The organism is Duffyella sp. Ts4, assembly GCF_051851875.1.
GTDB lineage: Bacteria > Pseudomonadota > Gammaproteobacteria > Enterobacterales > Enterobacteriaceae > Duffyella > Duffyella gerundensis.
On sequence record NZ_JBLYPN010000003.1, the window covers coordinates 452,828 to 475,190 of the forward strand.

Here is a 22,363-nt window from a genome sequence, read left to right on the forward strand (position 1 = left end):
CTACGATGCCGATCGTTAAATGCTGCTGGACAATAGTTTTGCAAAATGATGTTATTTATTTCGCTCTGGATCTGCTTATTCTTACCAATAATTTCACTTCAATAATTATGCCTGAAATAGCGTGCTGCGTGTTTTCAGGTTTTGTCTTTTCTCTGTTGAGGAAAACAATGTGTTTAAATTTAATCCGGTATTTCTGGGTATTATGGCCGCGCAAGGCGTAATGCTGCCGTTATTGAGTGTGTCGGCAGCAGTTCTGAAACCCTATACTCCTGAAGTGAATGATAATAAAGCTGGCGTATATTGCCTGTGTAACGGCAGTACCCAGACGCTAAGCGGTTTACCGCAGTTTGCACCAGGGGAAAGCGGATCGACCCGCGTAACGCTTGGTGAGTTACAACGCATTGGCCGAATTGTTGATGATAAACTGACGGGACAGGAACGAATTGATATTGGGAAACAGAACTACAGCATCGTCATTCCTGATTATCAAAATAACAGTTATAAAGTTTATCAGGTGTATGACAGTCTGGGATTCAGCGAATTACCGGTTGTCGGCCTCGATACACAGGTGCAGGATTATTATAATGTTAACGATCGGCAATATATTGATGCCCGCGTTGCATCGGTAAGCAACGGTACCCTTAATATCGATATCGGGCAGGCCGGTGCGGCAACCCACTCTACTACCAACAGCTGGTCAATGGCGGCTAAACAGAGCCAACTGTTTACCGCGTCCAACCGCGGTCATCTGAACTGGCACTCCGACAATCGCATTACCTTCACCGCCGCCGCGCCGCCTTTCAGTGGCGATCGCCTGACCTACAGCGCGGACAGTGTGGTGACTTATACCGGCATATTCACCGTTGATACGCTGAATGGCAGCACCACAACCTTTAATGTGACCAACCTTGGCGAACTGCGTGATTACAATGACTGGCTAATCAATCAACTGCTGAATGCGCATATCACGCAGGAACAGTACGGGCAGGCGTTTAATAAAGCCTTCACCTTAAATGAAGCCAGCGTGGTTTATCGCATGGCAGCCAATAACCGCCATGATGAGGTCAGGCAACCCTATGGCGATCAGGTGGTATTAGGCGCCGCGGGTTATCAGGCCAGCGTGAAAATTGCTGCCGATAGCACGCTTGAGGTGGTAAACAGCAGCAGCGCTGCGGTGCGCGCCAGCGGAGGTGCGACGGCGATCGTTGACGGTAAACTTGCGGTAACCGGCGCGGCTCATGCGGACAGCAGCGCTCTGGCGTTGCTCGGTGGCAGCTCCGGGCTGAATAATGGCGTGATAAACAGCGGCTTTTTGAATCCGACTAGCGGCGAAGGCGTTGATGGCAATACGCTGGGCTATACGGCCAAAGCCGTGGTGGTGAGCAGCGGCAGCCAGTTCACCAATAATGGCATCATCAACATGGCACCAGGCGATGCGCTGCCATTCGGCAGAAGCGATGGGATTTGGCTCAGCGACGGCAACGCAATCAACCACGGTAATATCAACATTGGCGTAGCCGAGGTGCGTAACGGCACCACTGTGGCAGGCGTCAACCTCAGCGGCCAAAGCCGCTTTATCAACGCTGAAGATGGCACCCTTTATATTGGCCGCTCGCCACAAAATCTTAAAACCGATCCCACGCAGGATGTTGCGGTTAATCTCAGCGGTGGCGTCAGTGCTATTCAGCAAAGGCTTAACAGCAGTGCCATCAATAACGGGCATATTGTTATCGGCTCCAGCGTGCAAAATGCCGTTGGCATGCGCGTTGAATCCGGACCGGCGGCGCTGGCGCAGAATAACGGCGTCATTGATGTTAACGGACGGGCGCAGGCCCAGCCGCTGGAGAATATCGGCATGCTGGTGATCGACGCTGGCAGCGGTGGCGATGTAGGCAACAGCGGTACGATTAACCTGAACGGCGATAACAGTACCGGCATCAAGGTGATCGCCACCGCAGGCCATAGCGCCAGTGCCTATTCTACCGGGACGATCAACGTCAATGGCAACGCTGACGCCGCTGGCGGTAGCCATAACACGGCTGTGTGGGTAACTGGCCAGCCGGGCGGCCAGGCAAGAGCAGAGCTCAGCGGACCGATTAACCTGAGTGGCAACGCGGCTATCGGCATCCGCGCAGAGGGCAATGCGATAGCCAACGTCACGGCCAACGCGGTGCCCCACTCGGCGGGTGGAGAAGATCAGATCAGTTTCTTCACCCTCGGCCCGGACGCCAGGATCAATTTATCTGCCGATGGCCGCTATCTGACCTCGAGCCGAAACGGCACCCTGTTCCGCCTGACCGACGGCGCAGATTTTGACGCCAACGGCATTACACTGTCACTTAACGCAGCGGGCGCAACGGGCGTGATCGGCAGCGGTCAGGGCAGTGATATTTTCACTCATGGTGCGACGTTCAACATTGGCAATGCGGCAACGGGCATACAGGTGGAGGGCGGCGCGCAGGGAACGATAGATGTTGCTACCCGATTACGTCTCACCGGTGAAGGATCCCGTGCGGCAACGGTAGATGGCTATCAACGCGATCTGCGCGGCAGCGTGATCAGCCCCGGTTTTGTACCGGATGCCAGCACTGCGTTGACGAACCATGCTGCTATTAGCGGCCTGGCAAATACTCAGATTGGTTTGCTGGCGCAGAATCAGGCACAGCTGGTCAATACCGGCGATATTACCTTAGGCGGAGCAGGATCGGGCGGCATTGTTGCACGCTCCGGCGCAAAGGTGACTAACAGCGGTGATATCAGCATAACGCGCGGCGGCATCGGTTTATATTCAGCGGGCTACGACTCTCCTGAAGCCAGTACCATTCCTACGGAAATCACCAATAAGGGCACGCTGAACGTTTACGGCACCGCTGACAGCATGCAGCCAACCTATGGCGCTGTCGCCAGCGGCGAGTTAGCGGTGTTGAATCAGGACGGTATCATTCATCTTTATGGTGACAACGCCGTCGGCGCCCGCGCAGCCAAAAATGCCACCCTGAATACCGGAGCGCTTAGCAGCGTATTGTTTCACCATGCTAACCAGGTGGGCTATCAGGCCACGGACGTGGACAGCATTATTTTCAGCAATGGCGGCACTATCGACGTCAGCACTGAAAACTCAATACTGTATCAGGTCAGTAATGGTGGCGATGTCTATGCGCGGGTGCCCGGTACGGTAACGTTGAGCGGAGCCAATACCACCGGTGTGTCGGTAGCCGGCGAAACCTCCTACGCCTATCGCACCGATGTTTATAACGTTAACGGTCGGGATGCCGCAGCGATACGCGTATACAGCCTCGGGGAAGCGATCGTCGGTAGCCCAATCGCGCTTAATGGAGAAAACGCCACGGCGGTGGTAACCACCGGCGACCGGGCGACGGTTTATGCCGCTTCCAGCATCGGCGGGAATGGTCGAAATATCACCGCTTTTGATGCCGGTGAATATTCGGCGATATTCAATCAGTATCAGGGCGTGGTGGATGTAAATGGTCCAGACAGCACCGGCGCGCGTGTGCATGACAGCGCGACGTTCATTAACCGGGGCAAGGTGCGCGTGGCATCGGGCATCGGCGTGGACGCCACCGGCGGGGCTGGCTATTACGAAGCGGTGGACAGTAGCCAGCTGCGCGTTGATGACGGCATTGCTGCGTTACGGGTCGGCAGCGGTGCCGGGCTGAATGTGCAGGGTGACGGCCAGGGCTACAGTACGATAAGCGCCAACGGCAGCGCCGATGGGGTATTACTGGAAAAGGGCGCGGAGTGGTTTTTGGCTAACGATATCACCATCGGCGCTTACGGCAGCGGCAGTACGATTAATAACCGTGCCGGAAGCGACGTGATAGCGCTGCGTAATGTCCGGCTGGAGAGCGGGCGCGGTGCCGCGATTCGTTCGGCGGTGTCGTTCGATAGCGGAGGCTACGCACAGATTTACGTCGGCAATGGCGGTACCGGTTATCTGTTTGCCAATGAAGATGGGTCAACTACCAGTAACGATCTGGTCATCGGCCAGGGCTACTCAATTGTGGTGCCCGGTGAAGGCACTGGCGTACGGGCGAATACCACCGGCGAGGTTCTGGTGGGCGGTATCATCGATATTCAGTCTGCCAACGGCGGCTCGGCGATTATCACCCGCACCGCCAGTCGGGTCATCAACCAGGGTGCCATATCATCGCAAAGCGTGGTCGCGCCGATCATCGATTTGCGCGGTGGCGAGTCAGTGTTCATCAATGAAGGCACCATCACCGCGCCCAATCCACAAACCGTGGTGGTTGCTGGCGGCGCCACCAACGATGTGGTCGCACTGCTGAATGGCAACGTACTCGGCGATATCAACACCGGCAACGGCAGTGATTCGGTGTTTGTCACCGGCGGAACGCTGGAGGGTAGCCTGACGATGGGCAACGGTCGCAATAATATTGCCACGGTGCAAAAAGTTAGCCTTGCCAATACAGAGCATATCACGACGCAGGGTGGCGTCGGCAGCACGCTGAATCTGAGTGAAGTTGCGGCGCGCGGCGGATCCTTCGTCAGTGATGATTTAAACAAAGGTACCAACATTGGTGCGGGCTGGAGCACCCTGAACTTCTACCGTAGCCAGTGGACGCTGACTGACAACATCAAACTCGCCCACAGCACCATTAATGTGGACAGTGAATCGACGCTGTTTGCGGGCGATGGCGTCCATTCACTGTTGCAGGGAGCAACCAGTGATTCTCTGGTGGTCAATAACAGCGGCACGCTGGATCTGACTAACGGCGACGGGGCAGCCAGGGATACGTTGACCATCATTGGCGATCTGTCATCGATGAATGGCACGTTGCGGCTCAATTCCGCCGCCACCCAGAGCGACAGTTTGCGCGTCAACGGTAACGTCAACGGAACCACCCTGGTCGAGGATTCGCTGATCGGCGGTGCGTTGATGGATACCAACCGTGACGGCACGATCGACGCCACGGAAGGGCTTTCGCTGGCGCAGGTTTCTGGCAGCGCCACGGCGGGCAGCTTTGCAGTAAAACGCGGCTACGTGGCATCAGGGCCGTGGCAATACAGCCTCTACAGCTTTGCGCCGGGCAGCAGCGACGGCAGCCAGCGTCAGCTCAACGGCAGCGGTGACAGCTTTTGGGATTACCGGCTTGCCAACACCTTCGTGTGTGATGCGGGCACGCTATGCCAGCCGCAGGCAGGTAGCGGCATAACAGGCGTGCGTCCGGCCGTGACGCCGCAGGTGCCCGCCTATCTGAGCGCCCCGCTCGGTTTGGCCTATTACACGCTGGCTATCACCGATGATTTGCATCAACGGCTTGGCGAACTGCGTCATCAACCAGCGCATTCAGATGCCGTTGGCGGTGAAATGTTTATTCGTTATCTTGGTTCGAACATGAAATATCAGAGCAATCGCGGGCTTAGTGACTACGGCTTTGACTTCGATCTCGACTACAGCGCGGTCCAGCTTGGCGGCAACCTGTTACGCATGGAGGGGGCCGAGGATAGCCTGCGTGGCGGCGTGGCTTACACACGCGGCAATGCGCGTATTAAACCTCAGGCTGCAGATGGTTACAGCTCAACCGCTTTTGACAGTGACAGCGTGGCACTGTATGGCATCTGGCAGCGTAACGGCGGTTTGTATATTGATGGCTCATTATCCTGGAACCGTTATCGCGGCGAAACCGATATTGCTCGTCAGAAAGCGGTGGCGTCACCAAAGGGCAGCGGCTGGACGGCTTCTCTGGAATCGGGTTACTCATTTGAACTGAGCAATGGCCTACGGTTTGAGCCGCAGGCGCAACTCACCTGGCAGCGTGTGAATATGGACAGTTTTACCGATAAGGATCGAACGCGTGTTACCTATACCAATGATGATCAGACCATTGGCCGGCTTGGTGCGCGGCTGGATCGCACATGGCAGGATGACAGTCTGCGCCAGTATACGCCCTATTTGCGAGCCAACTATTATCACGGCTGGGGTAAAACGGCGAGGGCAACCATCGGCTCTGTCGATAGCCCAGCCAGTGAGCGTTTTAACAGCGGCAAATTCGGTCAGATGTGGGAAACCGGCCTCGGTGGAACGGTGAGCTTCAGAAACGATCTCTCCCTCTATGCCGAAACGGATTATCGCAAAGAGATTGACGGCAACGGTGCGCATGGCTGGCATTATAACGCAGGCGTTCGCTGGTCATTTTAGCAGTATGCCGTGTGGCCTGCGGGCCACACGGCCAATGACAGCAGCGTGCCTTTTTTGCGTTGATCTCGCCTGCTTTACCTGAAATAGCGTTAATGACGACGTCCTGCGACCTGGCTCCTGAACAACCGTCAGAGCACGGTTAAGGTCAATAAGGGTTAGCTCATCGCATTGCTCATCCAGGGATAGCATGCAATACCGTAAAAGTGCTTCAAATTATCAGCACAGACTGTCAGGTCAGGTTGATTTTTTCCAGGCCCCGCCAGCAGCGGCCTGAAGACTCAGTCACCATCACACCCGGCGCAGGTAAAAACTCAGTCAGCAGGTCGTGCACCTTATCCATTATCTCGTAGCGCGTCAGAAAGCCCTGGTAGCTGAATACGTCACGAGGCAACCAGTAATGCATACCCGTTTTGTCAACAATATTATGCCTGAACCCATGTTCATTCATCATCTCCCGTAGCCGACGATAGTCTCCAGCTGCATCAACCTCACCACGTAATTCAATAGAAATATCAAAATTTGGCATGGCAAAACTCCTTCTTTGAAATAAGAGATTTAAGTTTACTTAAATTTCTTGCTTATGCCACCCTTTATATTGCTGGTGAAAATAATTGATGTTGACCAATAGCTTTTTACAATGTCAAAAATGTTGCTTCACTTATTGTAATTTTTGAATTTTGACCAAACCTGTACATTAATAATGTTCTCTGTCCTGTGTATCACGGTATTTCTTTCTGGTTGAAGAGTGCGCCTTTGCCACACGAATTGTTGAATAAAACCCTTTCACAATCAGTATGTAAATTTCTTCATTCCGAAGAAAATCCTTTATTGCAACTGGCATCGGGCGATGGTGGCGCTAATATTTGTCCAGGTTACTGCACTAAAAAAGGTTTTTGTACAACTTTCCTTACGGCTGAATAAGTCAACTTTTTGCGCCGGAAAGAAACCGCTGCGGGCAATAATGAATTTTTAATTTCGCGAGGATGATCGTGAATCAGAGCATAGCCATTGACTGATTACAGCCGTGCTGGGTTCAGGATAACTATTCATCCCGCCCGGCAGACAGCGAAAAGATAAATGAGACGCTACATTGATAAGCGTTGATGTGCGCGGATAAGAAAGAAGATGTTAACGCCAGGCTACAGGGATTTCTTTTATTTGTTTAAAAACAATGTTTTATGTTGAGGTGTTGAGAATAAAAAAATGCTTTCAAGACAGAGATCATAAATATTGTTCGGTCAGAATGTGTTGAATGAAAAAATGTGACTAAAGGGCTTCTGCACCAGGCAAATATTACCTCAGTGCATCTTTTTCATTAGCATTTTGATCACCTTCAAGCAGTTTTCGTGTGTGTCAGGGCTGGACGATGTCTGACTTAAAATATGTAATGCATCGGTTAACTGCTGCGGTTGAATGACACTGTGCTGAACCAGTAAATCCCTGACAATTTTGCCAATAAGTGCGTGTGTATCTTCAGATATAGCGGTTTCTTTGTTGTTCAATACGCCTCCATGTTATGCACACATAGTGAATAATCTGTGCTTATCCAATACTCTGCCACCGATGATTGACGTCTTCGGGTAGATCACAGGAAAATTTCAGCTTACTCAGCCCACCTTTATTTAAAACAGGTTAAGGAGAGCCGCTAAACCATCGGCGCCAGTATGAGTCACCCTGAACAGGAAAGATACCGGAAACGCTAACAGCTACAGCAATCGCAGAGATAAACGTTTTTATTTTGCCATTTTAATGAGTGTTGCGCGCAATTCTGTAACTTAGGGCTACAGTCACAGGTGAGGTTGTCATTAATCGTGCAAATGGAGGATTTACCTTGTTACTTCAAGACGACGAGAAAGGCCACGTCATTATTGGTGAGGCGGCGTTGCACCTTGCACTGGCAAACAGAGAGATCAATGTGGTGTCTCTTATTGCTGAGCTTGGATGTATGGCTGTAGACATTAGCAGCGATGCACGGTTAATCGAGCTGTCGGAGGCCAGACGCTGGCTGAAGAGTTTGATTACGCCTGTTCATGCTAATCAGCCAATGCCGTTCCTGCGTACTTTTGCAGGCCTGAACGAAGAAAAGAACTGACACCAATGGACGTAGTCCGGCTCCGGCCGGAAGACGACGACGACAGATGACCTCATCGGTCGCGTGAAAGCGCAACCGGCCGGAGAAAATGTCATGGATGACGCCTCCGCTCCCTGTATTGTTGTTACGTCCCCTTCTGCAACACCACCTTCCTTTTAGCCGCTCCGTTGATGTTCGCGGGCATGCCATGCTGGCAAGACAATCGCGCCTTTTACCTGGCTGGGCGATGGACACTATCAGCAACATAACTCATGTCGGGCAAAATAAAATCGATAACAGAATCAACGTAACGCTCACGTATGCCACCATAGTGAGCGTCTATTTTGCTGGCCAAACCTGTACAAAATTTAAAGTCGCGTATAACTTTAGAGTCAAAGAAGGTTATTTCCTGAACATCTGGAGAAGCAAAATGCGCCACGAGACTTGTACGTTATCAACCGGTCAAAACACGTTTCGGCCCGGCGACATGGAAGCCGGATCCTCCGCTCACCGTGCCATTATGCCTGTCCCAGGTGGCGATGAGGCGGATAAAACAACCCGCTGTATGCTGCTGCTGCGTCAGCTTGCGGCCGCTCGCAGCTCGGAAGAGGAAGCCCGGTGTCGCGAACAGTTACGGGCATTGCCCGGCTGGAACGTCGGCAGTTAACCGCGCGTGGGCACCTGATTTTGCTGTCTGGTACCAAACAATGGATTTACGCCAAAAGGGTATTATCGTTAGAGCCAGGCGAGAGATGGGGGTACATTGTGCGGCTTCAGCAATACGATTGCTGCGCAGCTGGCTGTGAAAGGGGAAGTAGAGTTAGCCTGACTGTACTTCCCCTGGAAATAACGCGCGTATTCACTCAACCTGAAGACGATGCGTTACCGCCGTCGGTCAGCGTTGCCCGTACGTGAGGAAGGCCGTGAGGATAGTTTTTCTGAATAAATTCAATCATTTTTTCCCGTACGTGACAGCGTAAATCAAAGGCGGTGGGCGAATTCTGCGCTGTCATCAATAATCTGATGGTCATGGTTTTGTCATCAGTATCCGTAACCTGCAACACCTGAGTTTCCTTATCCCACAGCTTTGTTTCACTCAGCACCTTTTCAAAATGCTCGCGCAAAGGCGCTAAAGGCATCGAGTAATCAACGTAAAGAAAAACGGATCCGAGAATTTGTGCGTTATTACGCGTCCAGTTCTGAAACGGATTTTCGGTAAAGTAAGTAATGGGTAACACCAGGCGACGCAGATCCCAAAGACGCACCACAATATAGGTTAAATTGATCTCTTCAATCCATCCCCACTCTTTTTCAACCACCACGGCATCATCAATCTTTATTGGTTGCGTAAAGGCTATCTGAATGCCGGCAAACAGGTTAACCAGCGACTTCTGTAACGCAAAGCCAATAATTATCCCGGCAACACCGGCACCGGCGAGAATAGTAGTACCAAATTTACGGACGCCGGGGAAACTGAGCAGGATCAGAGAAACACAAAAGGTTACCAGCACAACGATAGCGATCTTTTTAACATACATGATCTGTGTGCGAATCTTGCGGGCACGAAGATTGTTAGAAAGATTAATGTCATAGCGTATAAACAACATATCCTGAGCAACATTGGTCAATCGAATTAATATTGAGCAGAAAGATAATATGATGAATATATTGATGGTTGTTACAATAAAACTCAGCGATCGCGGATCAATATTTACATAATTAACCCCTAAGCTAATTAACACCAGGGGAATAAAAAGAAACATCGATCCACGAAGATGTTTTTCCAGGGATTTAAACAGTTTTCGGTCGCGGCTCTGCCAGTAACGAATGAATCTGAGAATGATAAATCGCGCCAGAAAACCCAGTGCGAGCGAGACAGTGACGAGCAATACAGCAGGCACCCATGTTGGCATACCAGATAACTCACCAAATATCAGTGGCATCATTTTCCCTTATATCTAGCCCGCAACAGCGGTTGTCGGGCAATTCAAAAAATCAGTAACCCTTATCGTTCAGGTTATCTGAAGCTAAGCTGATTTACGTCCACCATTATATGAAAGAAGGCGTGAAACAGCCTCCTTGCAGCAAAAAAATATCCGGGCGTGCTGAGTGTCGCCCGGTGTGCGCAGTAATGGCGATGTTGTCGTTAGCCTGAAATTTAGCCGCCATTGCCATGCAGCAGCATGATGCGCAAGCCAGCCTGCTGCGGGTGAAGCGCGCATGGACTGACTGGCATAACGGATGATGAATTATTTATCATGCGCAATATGAATTAACACCTGCCTGGCCAGAAACCAGGAGAAACACCAGACAAAAAATAAGGCACCCGAAGATGCCTTGCTGTTCAGGCTGATTTCTCTGCCCACCACAATCGCAGCTTTAATCCGAAGCTGCTGGTCCAGCCGCTGGTTGTGCTTGCCACCTCACCCTGGTACAGCACGACAAAGGTTGGCGTGGCATTGATGCCCCAGCGCTCGCTCAGTGCGCCGCTTTCGTCATTGACGATAACGCCCTGCACCCCCTTTTTTTTCAGCCAGGTGTCTACGCGCTGGTCATTGCCGGATCGCAACGCCACGCTCACTACCTGTGTGCCGTTCTGGCTCAGAGATGCCACGGCAGGCGTCGTCAGCTTGCAGACGCCGCACCAGGTGGCCCAGATATACACCAGCACCGGGCGCTGCTGGCTGAGCTGTGCCAGATCGGCTTCGCCCTGCAGCGTGCTAAGCGGCTGCTGAACCAGGCTCTCCGGCAGCTGCGGCGTGCGCAGCCAGTCCATGCCAAACAGTATCACCGCGACAATTAGCGCCATCACTGTCGCTTCGCGCAACCAGCGTTTCAGGCGCGGCATTACGGCTTCGCCTGCAGTGCACTTTTCACCGCTTCCTCAAGTTGCGCATAGGGGACGGCGCCGCTGATCAGCTGATCGCCTACCAGCGTTGCCGGGGTGCCCTGTACGCCCAGCTGCTGCGCCAGCGTCAGGTTGAGGTTGACGGTATCGAGGCTGGCTTTGCTGGGATCTTGCAGCTTAATGCCGGTTTTCTTCAGCGCCGCTTCAATGCTGGCTTCGTCGTGGTTGCCCTTTTTGGACATTAAACGCTCATGCAATTTAAGAAAGTTACCGGGCTGCTGTTCCCACACCGTGAGCGCCAGCCGCGCTGAGGTGAGCGAGCTTTCTGCCCGATACGGCAGTGGTTTAAGCACCACCGCCACCTGCGGATAGGCTTTAAGGATTTTATCGATTTCAGCTTCAAACTTTTTACAGAATACGCAGTTGTAGTCGGTGAAGTAGACCAGCGTCAGCGTCGGCTTTGCTGCACCAATACGTGGAGAACCGGCATCGTTAAACAGTGCCTCATGGTTTTTCGCTACCATTTGCGCGACCACATCTTGCTGCTCGCGGGTGGCTTGTTTATCAAATGCGTCCGCTGCTTCGGCCAGAATGGAGGGATTCTGCACCAGGGTTTCGCGAATCAGCTCCCTGATGCGCGCTTCCTGCTCAGGTGTAAACGGTTGAGCGGCCAGCGCAGGCAGAGCGAGAAACATCAGGGAAAGTAACAGGGATTTGTTGATCATTTTTTTGCCTCAGAAAGGGTTAACATCAGCGCTTCGCGATTTAGCAGCGGCGATAAAATCTGGCCCTGCGGCAGTGCAGGACCATAAATCTGGTTAAATGGAATGGCGACACGATCGCGCCGCCGTAAAAAATCACCGATTGCCGGGTCAGGCTGGGTCCAGTCTCCCTGCAACAGCACCACATCGTCAGCCTGCAGCGCCGCGCGCACCTCGGGCTGGTTCAAAACGCGGGATTTATTGACTTTGCAGGTGATACACCAGTCAGCGGTGACATCGACAAATACTCGCTTATTGTCCTGCAACGCCTGTTTGATTGCGGATTCGGTCAGGGGCTGCCAGTGCAGGCTCTGTACTTGCGGCTCAATTCTGGTCATCAGGAACAGGGCGCCTGCCAGCGTCAGTGCGATAAAGCTGACGCCAGCCTGTTGCAGCGCCCGACGCGTGATCAGCCAGCCAAACAGCACCAGCAGCAGAACGACAGCCAGCAGGCTGGCGAAAGCCGCGCCCCAGTGTGGAATCAGCAATGTGACCAGCCATAGCGTCGCCATCAGCATCAGTAGCGCCAGTCCGGTGCGCAGATGCACCATCCAGCGTCCAGGCCGTGGCAGGCAGCGCGCCAGGCCCGGCAGCGCTGCTACCAGCAGCCACGGCAGGCTCATGCCCACACCCAGCGCCACAAACAGCAGCCACAGCTGTGGCAGCGGTGCGGTCAGCGCATAGGCAACGGCCGTACCGAGAAACGGTGCGCTGCATGGCGTGGCCAGCAGCGTGGCAAACACGCCCTGGCCGAAGTGGCCGGGCAGGCCATCACCGCCCTGAGTGGCGAGCCGGGTGTTCAGGCCGGACGGCAGGCGCAAGTGCAGGAGGTCAAACAGGCTGGCGCTGAACAGGAACATTACCAGCACCATCAGCAGCAGGAAACCGCCGCTCTGGAACTGAATGCCCCATCCCAGCGCCTGACCGCTGAGGCGCAGCACGGTCATCAGCAGCGCTAACAGCAGGAAGGAGAAAAGGATGCCAGCGCTGGAAGCAAGGAACTGTTGTCGCGTCTGACGGCGCGATTGCCCCTGCTGCTGCACCAGGCTGCTGAGCTTGATCGCCAGCACCGGCAGCACGCAGGGCATCAGATTGAGGATCAGGCCGCCGAGCAGCGCCAGCAGCAGCACGGACCACAAGGTGGTGCCCTGCTTCTGGCCATAAAATAATGGCTCCGCGCCGATGCTGACGTTGCTCTGTTGAGCAATACCGCTATCGGCAAGCACCAGCGACAGGTTTTTTCCGCGCAGGTCTGGTGCGGCTTCGCCCCATTCGTCGGTTACCGGCACGCGCGCGTTAAGGGTATCGCCTGTGACGCTAATCTCTGGTGCCGCCAGCATGCTGTCCGGCGGATAGTCAAAGAACAGTTCCGGCTGACTCCAGCCCAGCTGGCGCTGTGCGCGAATCTGCAATTCGCCGTTCACAAAGCTGACGTTGAGCCGATCGGTCAGTCCGCTTTCTGGCGGGATTTTGCCCATTGCCTGAGCGAAATCACGTGTAAAACTGGCCTCTGCGGGCTGGCTGAGATCGAGGCTGAACGGGAAGTCGGTGAAGAGACAGACATCGCTGCAGGTCGACAGCGTCAACGTACCGCTAAGCGTTGAGCCGGTCAGGTTACTCAGCTCGATGGGCAGCGTGATGCCACCTTTATAGCCTTGCGTGGTGAGGCCGCTAACATCGAAGCGTGCCGGGGTCGGCCAGTGCCACTGCGCCTGTACGTTAGGCGCGTTCCAGCGAATTTCCGGCGCAACGCCCCCTTCGCCTGGCGTACGCCAGTAAGTTTTCCAGCCTGGCTGCAGGCGAATTTCCAGCAGCAGCTGCTGCTCTTTACCCTGTGCAGCAGTGCGCAGGCGTACCTCGGCATGGCTGTTTTGCGCATTGCGCAGCCAGCCACTGTCAGCGGCCTGCACAACAAACGCGCAGCTCGCCAGCAGGAGCATCAGGCTCCTGATCAGAATGTTCATGTTTTTTCTCCGGTGAATAACAGGGTTACGCGATGCAACGCGTAGCGTTATTCCCGAAAGACGCAGAAAGTCAGATGACGTCGCCGCAGCGGCGGCAGAAGCGGCGTACGGCGATAACCGGTGAGCGGAGTTGACTGAAATAGCGTGGCGATCAGCGCCAGCAGCAGGATGAGAAACGGTAAAGCGGTATCGAGGAGTGGCGCACTGCCGCAGAGGGATTTTGCGCCCAGCGCGCAGGGTTTATCGCTGCTGATAAGATCATCTGCGTGGCTGGTTTGCGCGGAAACAGTGACGGGCAACACAGGTTGCGTCGGCAGATTGAAGCTGCGTTGCACAAGGCAAAACGCCAGCACCAGACAAACCAGTGCCAGAATCGATTTTGCACGTTGGGGCGATATGATCATGCCGCAGCCTCAGATAAAAGTGCGGGCATTTTATGCAATCACAGCAGAAACACCAAGCGCTGCCGTGTAAACTTTTGTCTTTATCAGGATGTGGATCCCGGGCGGGAATATCGAAAGCAGCCTGTGCCTGCTGTTTTTATGAGTGAACAGCGGATTTCTGAGGCTGGTTTATCCGTGGGCATAAGCTGGCGTGCCGGGAGCAGTGGTAGAGATAAAACAGTGCTGCACAGGACAGAAATCATGCCGCAGGCGCATGACACATCTCTTTAAAAGGCGACGTGATACTGTTTGGTCAATGCACTATCCCTCATTCATCAGCCTTACTGAAATCAGGATAACGACGCAATGACAGCAAAAAAGATACTGCTTACCGGTGCAAGTGGCCGTATTGGACGGACCTTTTTCCAGGCAATGAGCGCGACCTATGACTTTGTTTTGACCGATCTTAACCCGCCAGATTATGCGATTGCCTCTCCGCATCGGTTCATTCAAACGGACCTGTCGCTGGCGGCGTCGGCGAAAAAGTTGCTGGCCGAGGCACAGCCGGACGCGATCGTTCACCTGGCAGGCATTCCTGATGCGGATGCCGCATTTGAAAAGCTGCTGCCGGCTAACATCCTGTCTACCACCTGGCTGCTTGAAGCGGCGGCGACCTCATCCTGCCAGCGTTTTGTTTTTGCCAGCAGCGCCCAGACGATTGAAGGATATCCGGTTGATGTGCAAATCCATCCGGGTCTGGGCGTATCGCCCGCCAATCTTTACGGCGTAACGAAGTGTTATGGTGAGGCGCTCTGTTCCTTTTATGCCACTCAGCATGGGCTTTCCTGCGTAGCACTCAGGATCGGCGCCTTTGAGCATAAAGAGGCTGACGCGCTTAAAACCGCCAGGGATTACAGCGCCTGGCTTAGCCCCGGAGATGCAGTAAATTTAATCACCCGCGCAACAGAAGCTGAAAACATTACCTTTTTTATTGGTTATGGCATTTCAGATAATCGCTTCAAGCGATTCGATCTCTCCCGTACGTGCGAAGTGTTGGGTTATCAGCCGGTCGATGACGCTTTTAAAGAATTTGATCCGGCAGCGGTGCTGCTTCAATGAGTCGTTTACCGCGGTGATGTCTCATTATCGTGAACCAGAAGCCGCAGTAGCGCCTGTAACCTCATCCAGCACGAACCGCCAAAAGGCACGTTAAGGCGCTTGCCTGCATACAGACCACAGGGTTTAAAGCGCGCTGATAGCCAGCCTGCAACGACTATCGACGCGCAGGCTGTTTCCTGCATCGATTCAACGAACCGGTCGGCAAAAAGCGAGCTTATTATATCTGCGCCGCGCCGCCGTCGACGAACAGCTCACTGCCGTTAACAAAGCTGCTGTCATCAGAAGCCAGAAACAGCGCGGCGGCGGCGACTTCCGACGGTTCTGCCAGCCGGGCTAACGGCGTGCTCTGTTCTACCGCGCGCACCATCTGCTGGTTCATCGCTGCATCTGAGGACAAACCGTGCCAGCCTGGCGTAGCGGTCGCGCCGGGCACCAGCACGTTAACGCGAATTTTGCGCGGAGCCAGATCCAGAATCCAGGCGCGAGCAAAGTTGCGTAATGCCGCTTTACTGGCGCTGTAAACGCTGAATGCAGGCACGCCGGTGGTGGCGCTGGTTGAGCCGGTCAGGATGATGGAACCGCCATCCTTCAACAACGGCAGCGCTTTTTGTACGGTGAACAGCGTGCCCTTGACGTTGGTATCAAATATGCGGTCGTAATGCGCTTCGGTGATCTCCGCCAGCGCGGCAAAGTCACCGCCGCCGGCATTGGCAAACAGCACATCAATCTGCCCGGCCTGCTGGCGAACGGTTTCAAACAGCCGATCGAGATCCGCCAGCTTTGACACGTCACTGACGATGCCGGTTGCGCCGTGCCCGACGTCGCTTACCGCCTGCTCAAGCTCACTGGCGCGACGCCCGGTGAGAAACAGCCGTGCGCCCTCCGCCGCAAAGCGTTTAGCCGATGCGAGACCGATGCCGCTATTGGCGCCGGTAATAACCACAACTTTTCCTGTCAGCTTACCCATGATGTTCTCCGCATGAAGAGGTGAGAAACGAGTGTAATTTCTTACTTTCCTGTAAGCTAGTACCTACCAAAAGGTAAGTATGGAGAAAAATCATGGAACCTGTTTGTGGCCTCGACGTGGCACTGCGTTATATCGGGGGTAAGTGGAAGCCGATCCTGCTGTTTCATCTGCAATATGGCCCGCGCCGTTTTGGCGAGCTGAAGCGTCTGGCGGAAGGGATCAGTGAAAAGGTGCTGATTCAACAGCTGCGCGATCTCACGCAGGATGGCATTTTGACCCGGCATGATTTTCAGGAGGTACCGCCGCGAGTGGAATATACGATTACCGATTTTGGCCGCACGCTGGCGCGGGCGTTGCAGCCGCTGTGCGAATGGGGAAATGCTAATCGAGCCAGCATGCCCGCGGCGCTGGATCGGCGTGCGGGCAAGGGCTAGATTGCAACGGTCCAAAGGCGTGGTACATGCTGGCCTGTTCAGTCTGCAGCGATAGCGGTTTCCTGCAAAAAGCGCCACACCGGTTGACCGTCGATGATATCGATTACCGCCAGCGATCGGCGGCTGGCGCTCTCGCCCTCACGGTGATGCGTCTCTTTGTAGCGGCAAACCACGCTGTCGTCGCTGCTGAGCAGGGTTTCGCATTCATCGATGGCGATGCGCAGCGTGGGACGTGCGCCAGCCAGCGTGCGAAACAGCGTCTCAATATCGCACAGCCCAACGTGCTGACCGGCGGTGGTCACCATACGAAACTCCCGGCTGAAGCTGCTCATCAGGTTCTCCAGCACCGACGGACGATCGGTGCGGCCGGTAAAAATCTCCTCAATCCATTGATGCAGTTCAACCACGCTATGATGGGCAATCAGTTCAGCTTCTGAGCGCATACGGCTCCTTTAATTGTCAGGTTGCAGCAGGCTGACCGCTGTGGGTCAGAATGTCGTAGTGCTAAGCGTAGTGCGCGGCTAAAGCAGAGCAATATTTCAGTGAAAAAAAGCGAGCTGATGCACAAAAAATCCTGGCTGGCGCACATTATCATATTGGAATTAAGGCGTTTTTTATTGCCTGTGCCACACTACCCGCTCTCACTGTCAGCGAAGGATAGAAGATGAAAACGCGTTATCGCCTGCTCTGTGTGGCCACCAGCTTGTGGAGCTGTTCGCTTATGGCGTTGCCTCTGCCGGTCAAACCGCCGGAAACGTTGGCACCTAAAAATTACATCTCGCAGGTTAACAGCGACCGTACCATTACCTGGCGGCTCTGGGCACCGTCGGCGAAGACAGTGGAGGTGGTAACCGGCTCAACGCCCGACAGCTACGTCTCTCATTCCATGCAGAAAGATGCGCAGGGCATCTGGCATTTTACCAGCACGCCACAGACGCCCGATCTCTATGAATATTTTTTCAACGTGGATGGCTTCCGTACACTGGATACCGGCACTGCGCAGGCTAAACCACAGCGTCAGATCAATACCAGCCTGATTCTGGTGCCTGGCAGCCTGCTGGATGAGCGCAACGTGCCGCACGGGGAAATTCATACGCTCACCTGGCACTCCGCGGTGCTGAATCGAGAACGTCAGCTGGCGGTTTGGGTGCCGCCGGGTGCTGAAAAAAGCAGCACGCCGCTGCCGGTGCTTTACTACTATCACGGCTTTGGCGATACCGCGCTGTCGGCAATAAATCAGGGACGCGTGCCGCAAATCATGGATAACCTGCTGGCCGGGAAGAAGATCAAACCGATGCTGGTGGTGATCCCGGATACCGAAACCGATATTGCCGATGCGATTCCGGAGAATTTTGCCCCTGGCGAACGCCGCAAGGTGTTTTATCCGCGCAACGCCGATGCGGCGGATAAAGAGTTAATTCAGGAGATCATGCCGAAGATCGCGGCGCGCTATCACGTGCGCAGCGATGCGGAAGGTCAGGCGCTGGCGGGATTGTCGCAGGGTGGTTATCAGGCGCTGGTTAGCGGTATGCGCCATCTCGATCGCTTCGCCTGGCTGGGCGTATTCAGCGGCGTTACCACAGCAACGGTGCCCGACGCGCAGGTGGCCGCCCGACTGGCTAACCCGGAGGCGATCAATCAGCAGCTGAAGCTGTTTACGCTGGTGGTCGGCGATAAAGATGTCACCACCGGTAACGACGTGAAGGTGTTAAAAGCGCAGCTCGACAAAGGTGGGGTGAAAACCGACTGGCACAGCTATCCGCAGTTGGGGCATGAAATGGGCGTCTGGCGTCCAGCTTACATCGACTTTGTGCAGAAGCTGTTCCGTTAAGTAAGCACCATGATAAACGCCTCGCGCTGCGGGGCGTTATTGCATTGAGCTTTCCAGCGGATAGGTGACCTTTCCCACGCCGTTGAGCTGCGGTTTGGCAAACAGAAAGCCCTGAAAGTAGCGAATACCTACCGCATCAAGCCAGTGCCACTCTTCCGGCTGCTCTACCCCTTCCGCAATGATCTCAATTTCCAGCGACGAGCAGCATTCGATGATCGCCCGCACAATCGCCTGTCGCGCCTCACTTTTATGCACGTTGCTGATAATGGCACGATCGATCTTAATGCGATCGGGCTGAAAGCGCGCCAGCAGCGACAGCCCGGCATAACCGGCACCAAAGTCGTCAATCGCCAGCACCAGCCCGGCGGATTTGAGCCGACGGATCACAATCTCAAACTCGTCAAAACGGGAGATCATTTCGCTTTCGGTGATCTCAACGATCACCTGCTGCGGCACCAGCCCACAGCGCGCAATCTCATCCAGCAGAAATTCCACCGCATTGGGCACGGTGATCAGCGACATCGGCAGCAAATTCACCGAAATCGACGTGCATCCCAAATCGATTTTCTTCGCCAGTTCAAAGGCGTAGCGCTTGGATTGCAGATCGGTTGTATAGAGCTGCTCACCGGAGAGCGCGGCAAAGAAGGCTTCCGGCGAACCGCCCTGTGGCGAGCGAATCAACGCTTCCAGCGCCACCACCTGTTTATCCACCGCATCGATAATCGGTTGCATGGCGAACTGGCAGGGCTGATGCAAGGCGTCGTCGGCGAGCTTAAATGTCGTATCCTGAGTAGTAAAACGGGTTGCCACAATCTGTTGTTGTGGCACCAGCGTATGACGCCAGCGACCCGCAATAAACGCCTTGATGAATTTCAGCACCCGATCGTCATAACTAAACTGTGTATTGATGGTGCTTTTTTGCAGCAGCGCCAGCAGCAGGTTCTCTTCGGGATAATCGCGCAGATCGACGGTTTCCATGCCGAGCTTGCCGAAGCGGCGGCTCGGAGCATAATCACGCATGATTTCAACAATCTGGTAATGGCGAGCATCAGCGCTGATGCGATCAAATACCCGGTTTACCGCGTCAACCGGCCCTTCCAGCACCTGGAAAAAATGCGTGCCGTCATAGAGCAGAATACCGGTGACGCTGACGCGTTCGTTTTTATGGCGGGAGTGCGCCACAATCTTGTTCAGGCTGTCGGCATCCATGCTCTGCTCCGGGCAGCTACGGTAAATTATTGTCGAAAGCATCAAGGGTTCCTGTGAATGCACAGCCATTCGTTAAGGATAATTATTACAGAAAACTGAATGTTTAAGCCGTTGAGCGTCAGTTTTTGCCATCGCTTTAACATTAATGCGCTCACTATGCCACGCGCAGGCGCCGCGCCGTTATTCCCTTATCGGCCTGACGCGTTTTTTATTTATCTCATTGGCGGTCATTGCCGCGAGAGATCGGCAAAAATATAGGCACCGCACAAAATACACATTTAAATATTTAAATGTATAAATATAATGCGCGCTCATTTTGCTAAGGATTAATGGTTATGTCTGCACCTTCTCTGTTCTCTCCTCTCGCGCTCGGCGAGCTGACGTTACGCAACCGAATCGCCCTGCCGCCGCTGACCCGCTGCCGCAGTGAGCAGCCGGGTAACGTACCTGGCGATCTGATGGTGGAATATTATCGCCAGCGCGCCAGCGCCGGTTTTATGGTCACCGAAGGCACGCAAATTGAGCCGCGCGGTCAGGGCTACGCCTGGACACCGGGCATCCACAGCGCCGAACAGATTGCGGGCTGGAAGAAAGTCACCGACGCGGTGCATCAGGCGGGCGGCACGCTGTTTTGTCAGCTGTGGCACGTAGGCCGCGTCTCGCATAGCGCGCTGCAACCCGACAACCAGCCGCCGGTAGCCCCTTCTGCCGTAGCGGCAACCGGTGTGCGCGTGTTCATCGAAACCGGACCGGCAGAAGGCATTCTGACCGCGCCAGAGATGCCGCGCGCCCTGAGCACGGAGGAAGTGAAAGCGATTGTTGAGCTTTATCGCACTGCGGCAGAAAATGCCAAAGCGGCAGGCTTCGACGGCGTTGAGCTGCACGCGGCCAACGGTTATTTGATCAATCAGTTCATCTCTGAGCACACCAACCTGCGCACCGATGAATATGGCGGCTCGCTGGAAAACCGTCTGCGTTTCCTGAAAGAGATCGTTGAAGCGGTTAGCGCGGTGTTTGGCAGCCAGCGCGTCGGCGTGCGTTTTGCGCCACTGTTTACCAGCACCGACGAAGAGCGCGTTTATCTTGGCCTGGTGGAAAGCGATCCGCATCACACCTACATCACCGCCGCTAAACTGCTGGATACGCTGCGTATCGGCTATCTTTCCATTGCCGAAGCGGACTGGGATAACAGCCCGGACATGCCGGAAGATTTCCGCGCCGATCTGCGCCGCACCTTTAGCGCCACCATCATGTATGCCGGTCGCTATACGCCACAGAAAGCGCAGACGATGCTGGAAAAAGGCTGGGGCGATCTGTTTGGTTTTGGACGCAGCTTTATTGCCAACCCCGATCTGCCAGCACGCATTGCGGCGGGACATCCGCTGAACGAGGCGGATAGCGCATCGCTGTATGGCGGCAACCATAAGGGATATACTGACTACCCTTATTATTCATCCTGATACGTCTGTGAGGCGGCATGACACCTGAAAATGCCATAAAGCTGTTGGCAAACCCAACGCGCGTGGCGGTATTGAAGTGGCTGAAAAACCCGGCGGAGTCGTTCGCTGGCTACAGCCAGCTGTACGATTTTGACGTTTACGGCGTGTGTGCCAGCCTGATTCAGGATAAGGCGGGCTTGTCACAGCCCGCCACCTCGCTTTGCCTGAAGGCGCTGCACGATGCCGGGCTGGTTGAGGCGAGCAAAGTGGGCAAGTGGACTTACTATCGCCGCTGCGAAGCGCGTATGCAGGAAACCATGGCTTCCGTGACGCGCTGTTTACAGGAGCTGTGATCCACTGCCCACCCTGTGCTTAGTTAAATACCATGCCGCCATCGATCAGCAGCGACTGGCCGGTCATGTAATCGGAATCGGGGCTGGCCAGATAGGCCACGCAGGCGGCAACGTCTTCCGGTTCGGAGAGCCGTCCCAGCGTGATGCGTTTGGCGAACTCTTGCGTACCGTAGCCTGGCGCTTTGCCCGCGGCGCTGGAAATCTGCCGATCGATCTCTTCCCACATCGGCGTTTTTACAATGCCTGGACAGTAAGCGTTAACAGTGATGCCCGCCGGTGCCAAATCCCGGGCGGCGGTCTGGGTTAAGCCGCGCACCGCGAATTTACTGGAGCTGTAGACCGCCAGCTCTGGATTGCCGACGTGGCCCGCTTGCGAACAGGCGTTGATGATTTTACCGCCCTGACCCTGCGCTTTGAATGCCTTAACCGCAGCCTGAATGCCCCAAATCACCCCTTTCACGTTGATGTTGTAGACGTTGTCGATCACCTCTTCGGTGATTTCGTCGATAGGTGTTGACGGCGCAATGCCCGCGTTATTCACGATCACGTCAAAGCCGCCCAGTTTCTCGCGCGTCTGTTCTACAGCGGCAAACACCTGTTCACGGCTGGCGACGTTAAGCTGTAACGCCAGCGCTTTGCCACCGGCGCCGTTGATTTCCGCCGCGACCTGCTCTGCGGTAGTGGCGTTGTAATCGGTGACCGCCACGGCAAAACCCTCTTTTGCCAGACGCAGGGCAATCGCCCGTCCAATTCCCTGGCCTGCGCCAGTGACAAGTGCAACTTTGGTTTTCATGTTCTCTTCC

General features: G+C 54.6%; 19 protein-coding genes. 8 read left to right on the forward strand and 11 right to left on the reverse strand.

Annotated features, from left to right (window positions below; all coding sequences use genetic code 11):
- The first annotated feature begins 169 nt into the window (after window positions 1-169).
- On the forward strand, window positions 170-6,181 hold the full coding sequence (locus ACJY2L_RS07510) for an autotransporter outer membrane beta-barrel domain-containing protein (RefSeq protein WP_439213457.1): 6,012 nt from the start codon (window positions 170-172) through the stop codon (window positions 6,179-6,181).
- 229 nt (window positions 6,182-6,410) lie between these two features.
- Here ACJY2L_RS07510 and ACJY2L_RS07515 read toward each other — a convergent pair whose 3' ends face one another.
- Window positions 6,411-6,707 (reverse strand): hypothetical protein, encoded by a 297-nt coding sequence (locus ACJY2L_RS07515; RefSeq protein ID WP_439213458.1) that lies wholly within the window; start codon window positions 6,705-6,707, stop codon window positions 6,411-6,413.
- 772 nt (window positions 6,708-7,479) lie between these two features.
- Window positions 7,480-7,683: a hypothetical protein gene (locus ACJY2L_RS07520; RefSeq protein WP_439213459.1), complete on the reverse strand. Its 204-nt coding sequence runs from the start codon at window positions 7,681-7,683 to the stop codon at window positions 7,480-7,482.
- 329 nt (window positions 7,684-8,012) lie between these two features.
- On the opposite strand from ACJY2L_RS07520, the gene ACJY2L_RS07525 reads away from it, so the two are divergent.
- Complete coding sequence (locus ACJY2L_RS07525; protein WP_439213460.1) at window positions 8,013-8,273, forward strand: hypothetical protein; 261 nt, start codon at window positions 8,013-8,015, stop codon at window positions 8,271-8,273.
- Between the two features lie 88 nt (window positions 8,274-8,361).
- Window positions 8,362-8,919, forward strand: coding sequence for a hypothetical protein (locus ACJY2L_RS07530; protein WP_439213461.1), 558 nt, complete (start codon window positions 8,362-8,364; stop codon window positions 8,917-8,919).
- A gap of 196 nt (window positions 8,920-9,115) precedes the next feature.
- Here ACJY2L_RS07530 and ACJY2L_RS07535 read toward each other — a convergent pair whose 3' ends face one another.
- The 5 genes from ACJY2L_RS07535 to ACJY2L_RS07555 all read right to left on the reverse strand — a co-directional run bounded on the left by ACJY2L_RS07535 (window position 9,116) and on the right by ACJY2L_RS07555 (window position 14,229).
- Window positions 9,116-10,195, reverse strand: coding sequence for a mechanosensitive ion channel family protein (locus tag ACJY2L_RS07535; RefSeq protein WP_439213516.1), 1,080 nt, complete (start codon window positions 10,193-10,195; stop codon window positions 9,116-9,118).
- A 401-nt stretch (window positions 10,196-10,596) separates the two neighbouring features.
- Window positions 10,597-11,100, reverse strand: coding sequence for a protein disulfide oxidoreductase (locus tag ACJY2L_RS07540; RefSeq protein WP_439213462.1), 504 nt, complete (start codon window positions 11,098-11,100; stop codon window positions 10,597-10,599).
- Window positions 11,100-11,825 (reverse strand): DsbA family protein, encoded by a 726-nt coding sequence (locus ACJY2L_RS07545; protein ID WP_439213464.1) that lies wholly within the window; start codon window positions 11,823-11,825, stop codon window positions 11,100-11,102. Before ACJY2L_RS07545 ends, ACJY2L_RS07540 begins: the two co-directional genes overlap by 1 nt.
- The gene (locus ACJY2L_RS07550) at window positions 11,822-13,825 is read right to left on the reverse strand and encodes a protein-disulfide reductase DsbD family protein (RefSeq protein ID WP_439213465.1); all 2,004 of its coding nucleotides are present in this window, start codon (window positions 13,823-13,825) and stop codon (window positions 11,822-11,824) included. Before ACJY2L_RS07550 ends, ACJY2L_RS07545 begins: the two co-directional genes overlap by 4 nt.
- A 47-nt stretch (window positions 13,826-13,872) precedes the next feature.
- Window positions 13,873-14,229, reverse strand: coding sequence for a hypothetical protein (locus tag ACJY2L_RS07555; RefSeq protein ID WP_439213466.1), 357 nt, complete (start codon window positions 14,227-14,229; stop codon window positions 13,873-13,875).
- Window positions 14,230-14,574: 345 nt separating this feature from the next.
- Between ACJY2L_RS07555 and ACJY2L_RS07560 the strand changes: the two genes are divergently transcribed.
- Complete coding sequence (locus ACJY2L_RS07560; protein ID WP_439213468.1) at window positions 14,575-15,327, forward strand: NAD-dependent epimerase/dehydratase family protein; 753 nt, start codon at window positions 14,575-14,577, stop codon at window positions 15,325-15,327.
- Between the two features lie 217 nt (window positions 15,328-15,544).
- On the opposite strand, the gene ACJY2L_RS07565 is transcribed toward ACJY2L_RS07560, so the two are convergent.
- The gene (locus tag ACJY2L_RS07565) at window positions 15,545-16,294 is read right to left on the reverse strand and encodes an SDR family NAD(P)-dependent oxidoreductase (RefSeq protein WP_439213469.1); all 750 of its coding nucleotides are present in this window, start codon (window positions 16,292-16,294) and stop codon (window positions 15,545-15,547) included.
- A 92-nt stretch (window positions 16,295-16,386) separates the two neighbouring features.
- Here ACJY2L_RS07565 and ACJY2L_RS07570 point away from each other — a divergent pair, with 92 nt between their 5' ends.
- Complete coding sequence (locus ACJY2L_RS07570; RefSeq protein ID WP_067435836.1) at window positions 16,387-16,728, forward strand: winged helix-turn-helix transcriptional regulator; 342 nt, start codon at window positions 16,387-16,389, stop codon at window positions 16,726-16,728.
- 38 nt (window positions 16,729-16,766) lie between these two features.
- Here the strand turns inward: ACJY2L_RS07570 and ACJY2L_RS07575 are convergent, their stop codons facing one another.
- Window positions 16,767-17,171: a hypothetical protein gene (locus tag ACJY2L_RS07575; RefSeq protein ID WP_439213470.1), complete on the reverse strand. Its 405-nt coding sequence runs from the start codon at window positions 17,169-17,171 to the stop codon at window positions 16,767-16,769.
- A gap of 221 nt (window positions 17,172-17,392) precedes the next feature.
- On the opposite strand from ACJY2L_RS07575, the gene ACJY2L_RS07580 reads away from it, so the two are divergent.
- Complete coding sequence (locus tag ACJY2L_RS07580) at window positions 17,393-18,559, forward strand: alpha/beta hydrolase-fold protein (protein WP_439213472.1); 1,167 nt, start codon at window positions 17,393-17,395, stop codon at window positions 18,557-18,559.
- 36 nt (window positions 18,560-18,595) lie between these two features.
- Here the strand turns inward: ACJY2L_RS07580 and ACJY2L_RS07585 are convergent, their stop codons facing one another.
- On the reverse strand, window positions 18,596-19,810 hold the full coding sequence (locus ACJY2L_RS07585; protein ID WP_439213473.1) for a diguanylate phosphodiesterase: 1,215 nt from the start codon (window positions 19,808-19,810) through the stop codon (window positions 18,596-18,598).
- Window positions 19,811-20,103: 293 nt separating this feature from the next.
- On the opposite strand from ACJY2L_RS07585, the gene ACJY2L_RS07590 reads away from it, so the two are divergent.
- Together ACJY2L_RS07590 and ACJY2L_RS07595 are read left to right on the forward strand one after the other, a co-directional pair.
- Window positions 20,104-21,228 (forward strand): alkene reductase, encoded by a 1,125-nt coding sequence (locus tag ACJY2L_RS07590; protein WP_209502838.1) that lies wholly within the window; start codon window positions 20,104-20,106, stop codon window positions 21,226-21,228.
- A 17-nt stretch (window positions 21,229-21,245) separates the two neighbouring features.
- Window positions 21,246-21,560: an ArsR/SmtB family transcription factor gene (locus ACJY2L_RS07595; protein ID WP_067435820.1), complete on the forward strand. Its 315-nt coding sequence runs from the start codon at window positions 21,246-21,248 to the stop codon at window positions 21,558-21,560.
- Window positions 21,561-21,579: 19 nt separating this feature from the next.
- Here ACJY2L_RS07595 and ACJY2L_RS07600 read toward each other — a convergent pair whose 3' ends face one another.
- Window positions 21,580-22,353 carry a (S)-acetoin forming diacetyl reductase gene (locus ACJY2L_RS07600; protein WP_439213474.1) on the reverse strand — a complete coding sequence of 258 codons (774 nt, stop codon included), beginning with the start codon at window positions 22,351-22,353 and terminating at the stop codon, window positions 21,580-21,582.
- Window positions 22,354-22,363: the final 10 nt, after the last annotated feature.

What these genes read in the sequence shown, in the direction of transcription:
- ACJY2L_RS07595 (WP_067435820.1), top strand. Translation starts at nt 21,246, where the DNA reads ATGACACCTGAAAATGCCATAAAGCTGTTGGCAAACCCAACGCGCGTG.
- ACJY2L_RS07600 (WP_439213474.1), bottom strand. Translation starts at nt 22,353, where the DNA reads ATGAAAACCAAAGTTGCACTTGTCACTGGCGCAGGCCAGGGAATTGGA.
- ACJY2L_RS07575 (WP_439213470.1), bottom strand. Translation starts at nt 17,171, where the DNA reads ATGCGCTCAGAAGCTGAACTGATTGCCCATCATAGCGTGGTTGAACTG.
- ACJY2L_RS07515 (WP_439213458.1), bottom strand. Translation starts at nt 6,707, where the DNA reads ATGCCAAATTTTGATATTTCTATTGAATTACGTGGTGAGGTTGATGCA.
- ACJY2L_RS07540 (WP_439213462.1), bottom strand. Translation starts at nt 11,100, where the DNA reads ATGCCGCGCCTGAAACGCTGGTTGCGCGAAGCGACAGTGATGGCGCTA.
- ACJY2L_RS07545 (WP_439213464.1), bottom strand. Translation starts at nt 11,825, where the DNA reads ATGATCAACAAATCCCTGTTACTTTCCCTGATGTTTCTCGCTCTGCCT.
- ACJY2L_RS07585 (WP_439213473.1), bottom strand. Translation starts at nt 19,810, where the DNA reads ATGCTTTCGACAATAATTTACCGTAGCTGCCCGGAGCAGAGCATGGAT.
- ACJY2L_RS07590 (WP_209502838.1), top strand. Translation starts at nt 20,104, where the DNA reads ATGTCTGCACCTTCTCTGTTCTCTCCTCTCGCGCTCGGCGAGCTGACG.
- ACJY2L_RS07565 (WP_439213469.1), bottom strand. Translation starts at nt 16,294, where the DNA reads ATGGGTAAGCTGACAGGAAAAGTTGTGGTTATTACCGGCGCCAATAGC.
- ACJY2L_RS07555 (WP_439213466.1), bottom strand. Translation starts at nt 14,229, where the DNA reads ATGATCATATCGCCCCAACGTGCAAAATCGATTCTGGCACTGGTTTGT.
- ACJY2L_RS07530 (WP_439213461.1), top strand. Translation starts at nt 8,362, where the DNA reads ATGTCATGGATGACGCCTCCGCTCCCTGTATTGTTGTTACGTCCCCTT.
- ACJY2L_RS07560 (WP_439213468.1), top strand. Translation starts at nt 14,575, where the DNA reads ATGACAGCAAAAAAGATACTGCTTACCGGTGCAAGTGGCCGTATTGGA.
- ACJY2L_RS07535 (WP_439213516.1), bottom strand. Translation starts at nt 10,195, where the DNA reads ATGCCACTGATATTTGGTGAGTTATCTGGTATGCCAACATGGGTGCCT.
- ACJY2L_RS07550 (WP_439213465.1), bottom strand. Translation starts at nt 13,825, where the DNA reads ATGAACATTCTGATCAGGAGCCTGATGCTCCTGCTGGCGAGCTGCGCG.
- ACJY2L_RS07580 (WP_439213472.1), top strand. Translation starts at nt 17,393, where the DNA reads ATGAAAACGCGTTATCGCCTGCTCTGTGTGGCCACCAGCTTGTGGAGC.
- ACJY2L_RS07570 (WP_067435836.1), top strand. Translation starts at nt 16,387, where the DNA reads ATGGAACCTGTTTGTGGCCTCGACGTGGCACTGCGTTATATCGGGGGT.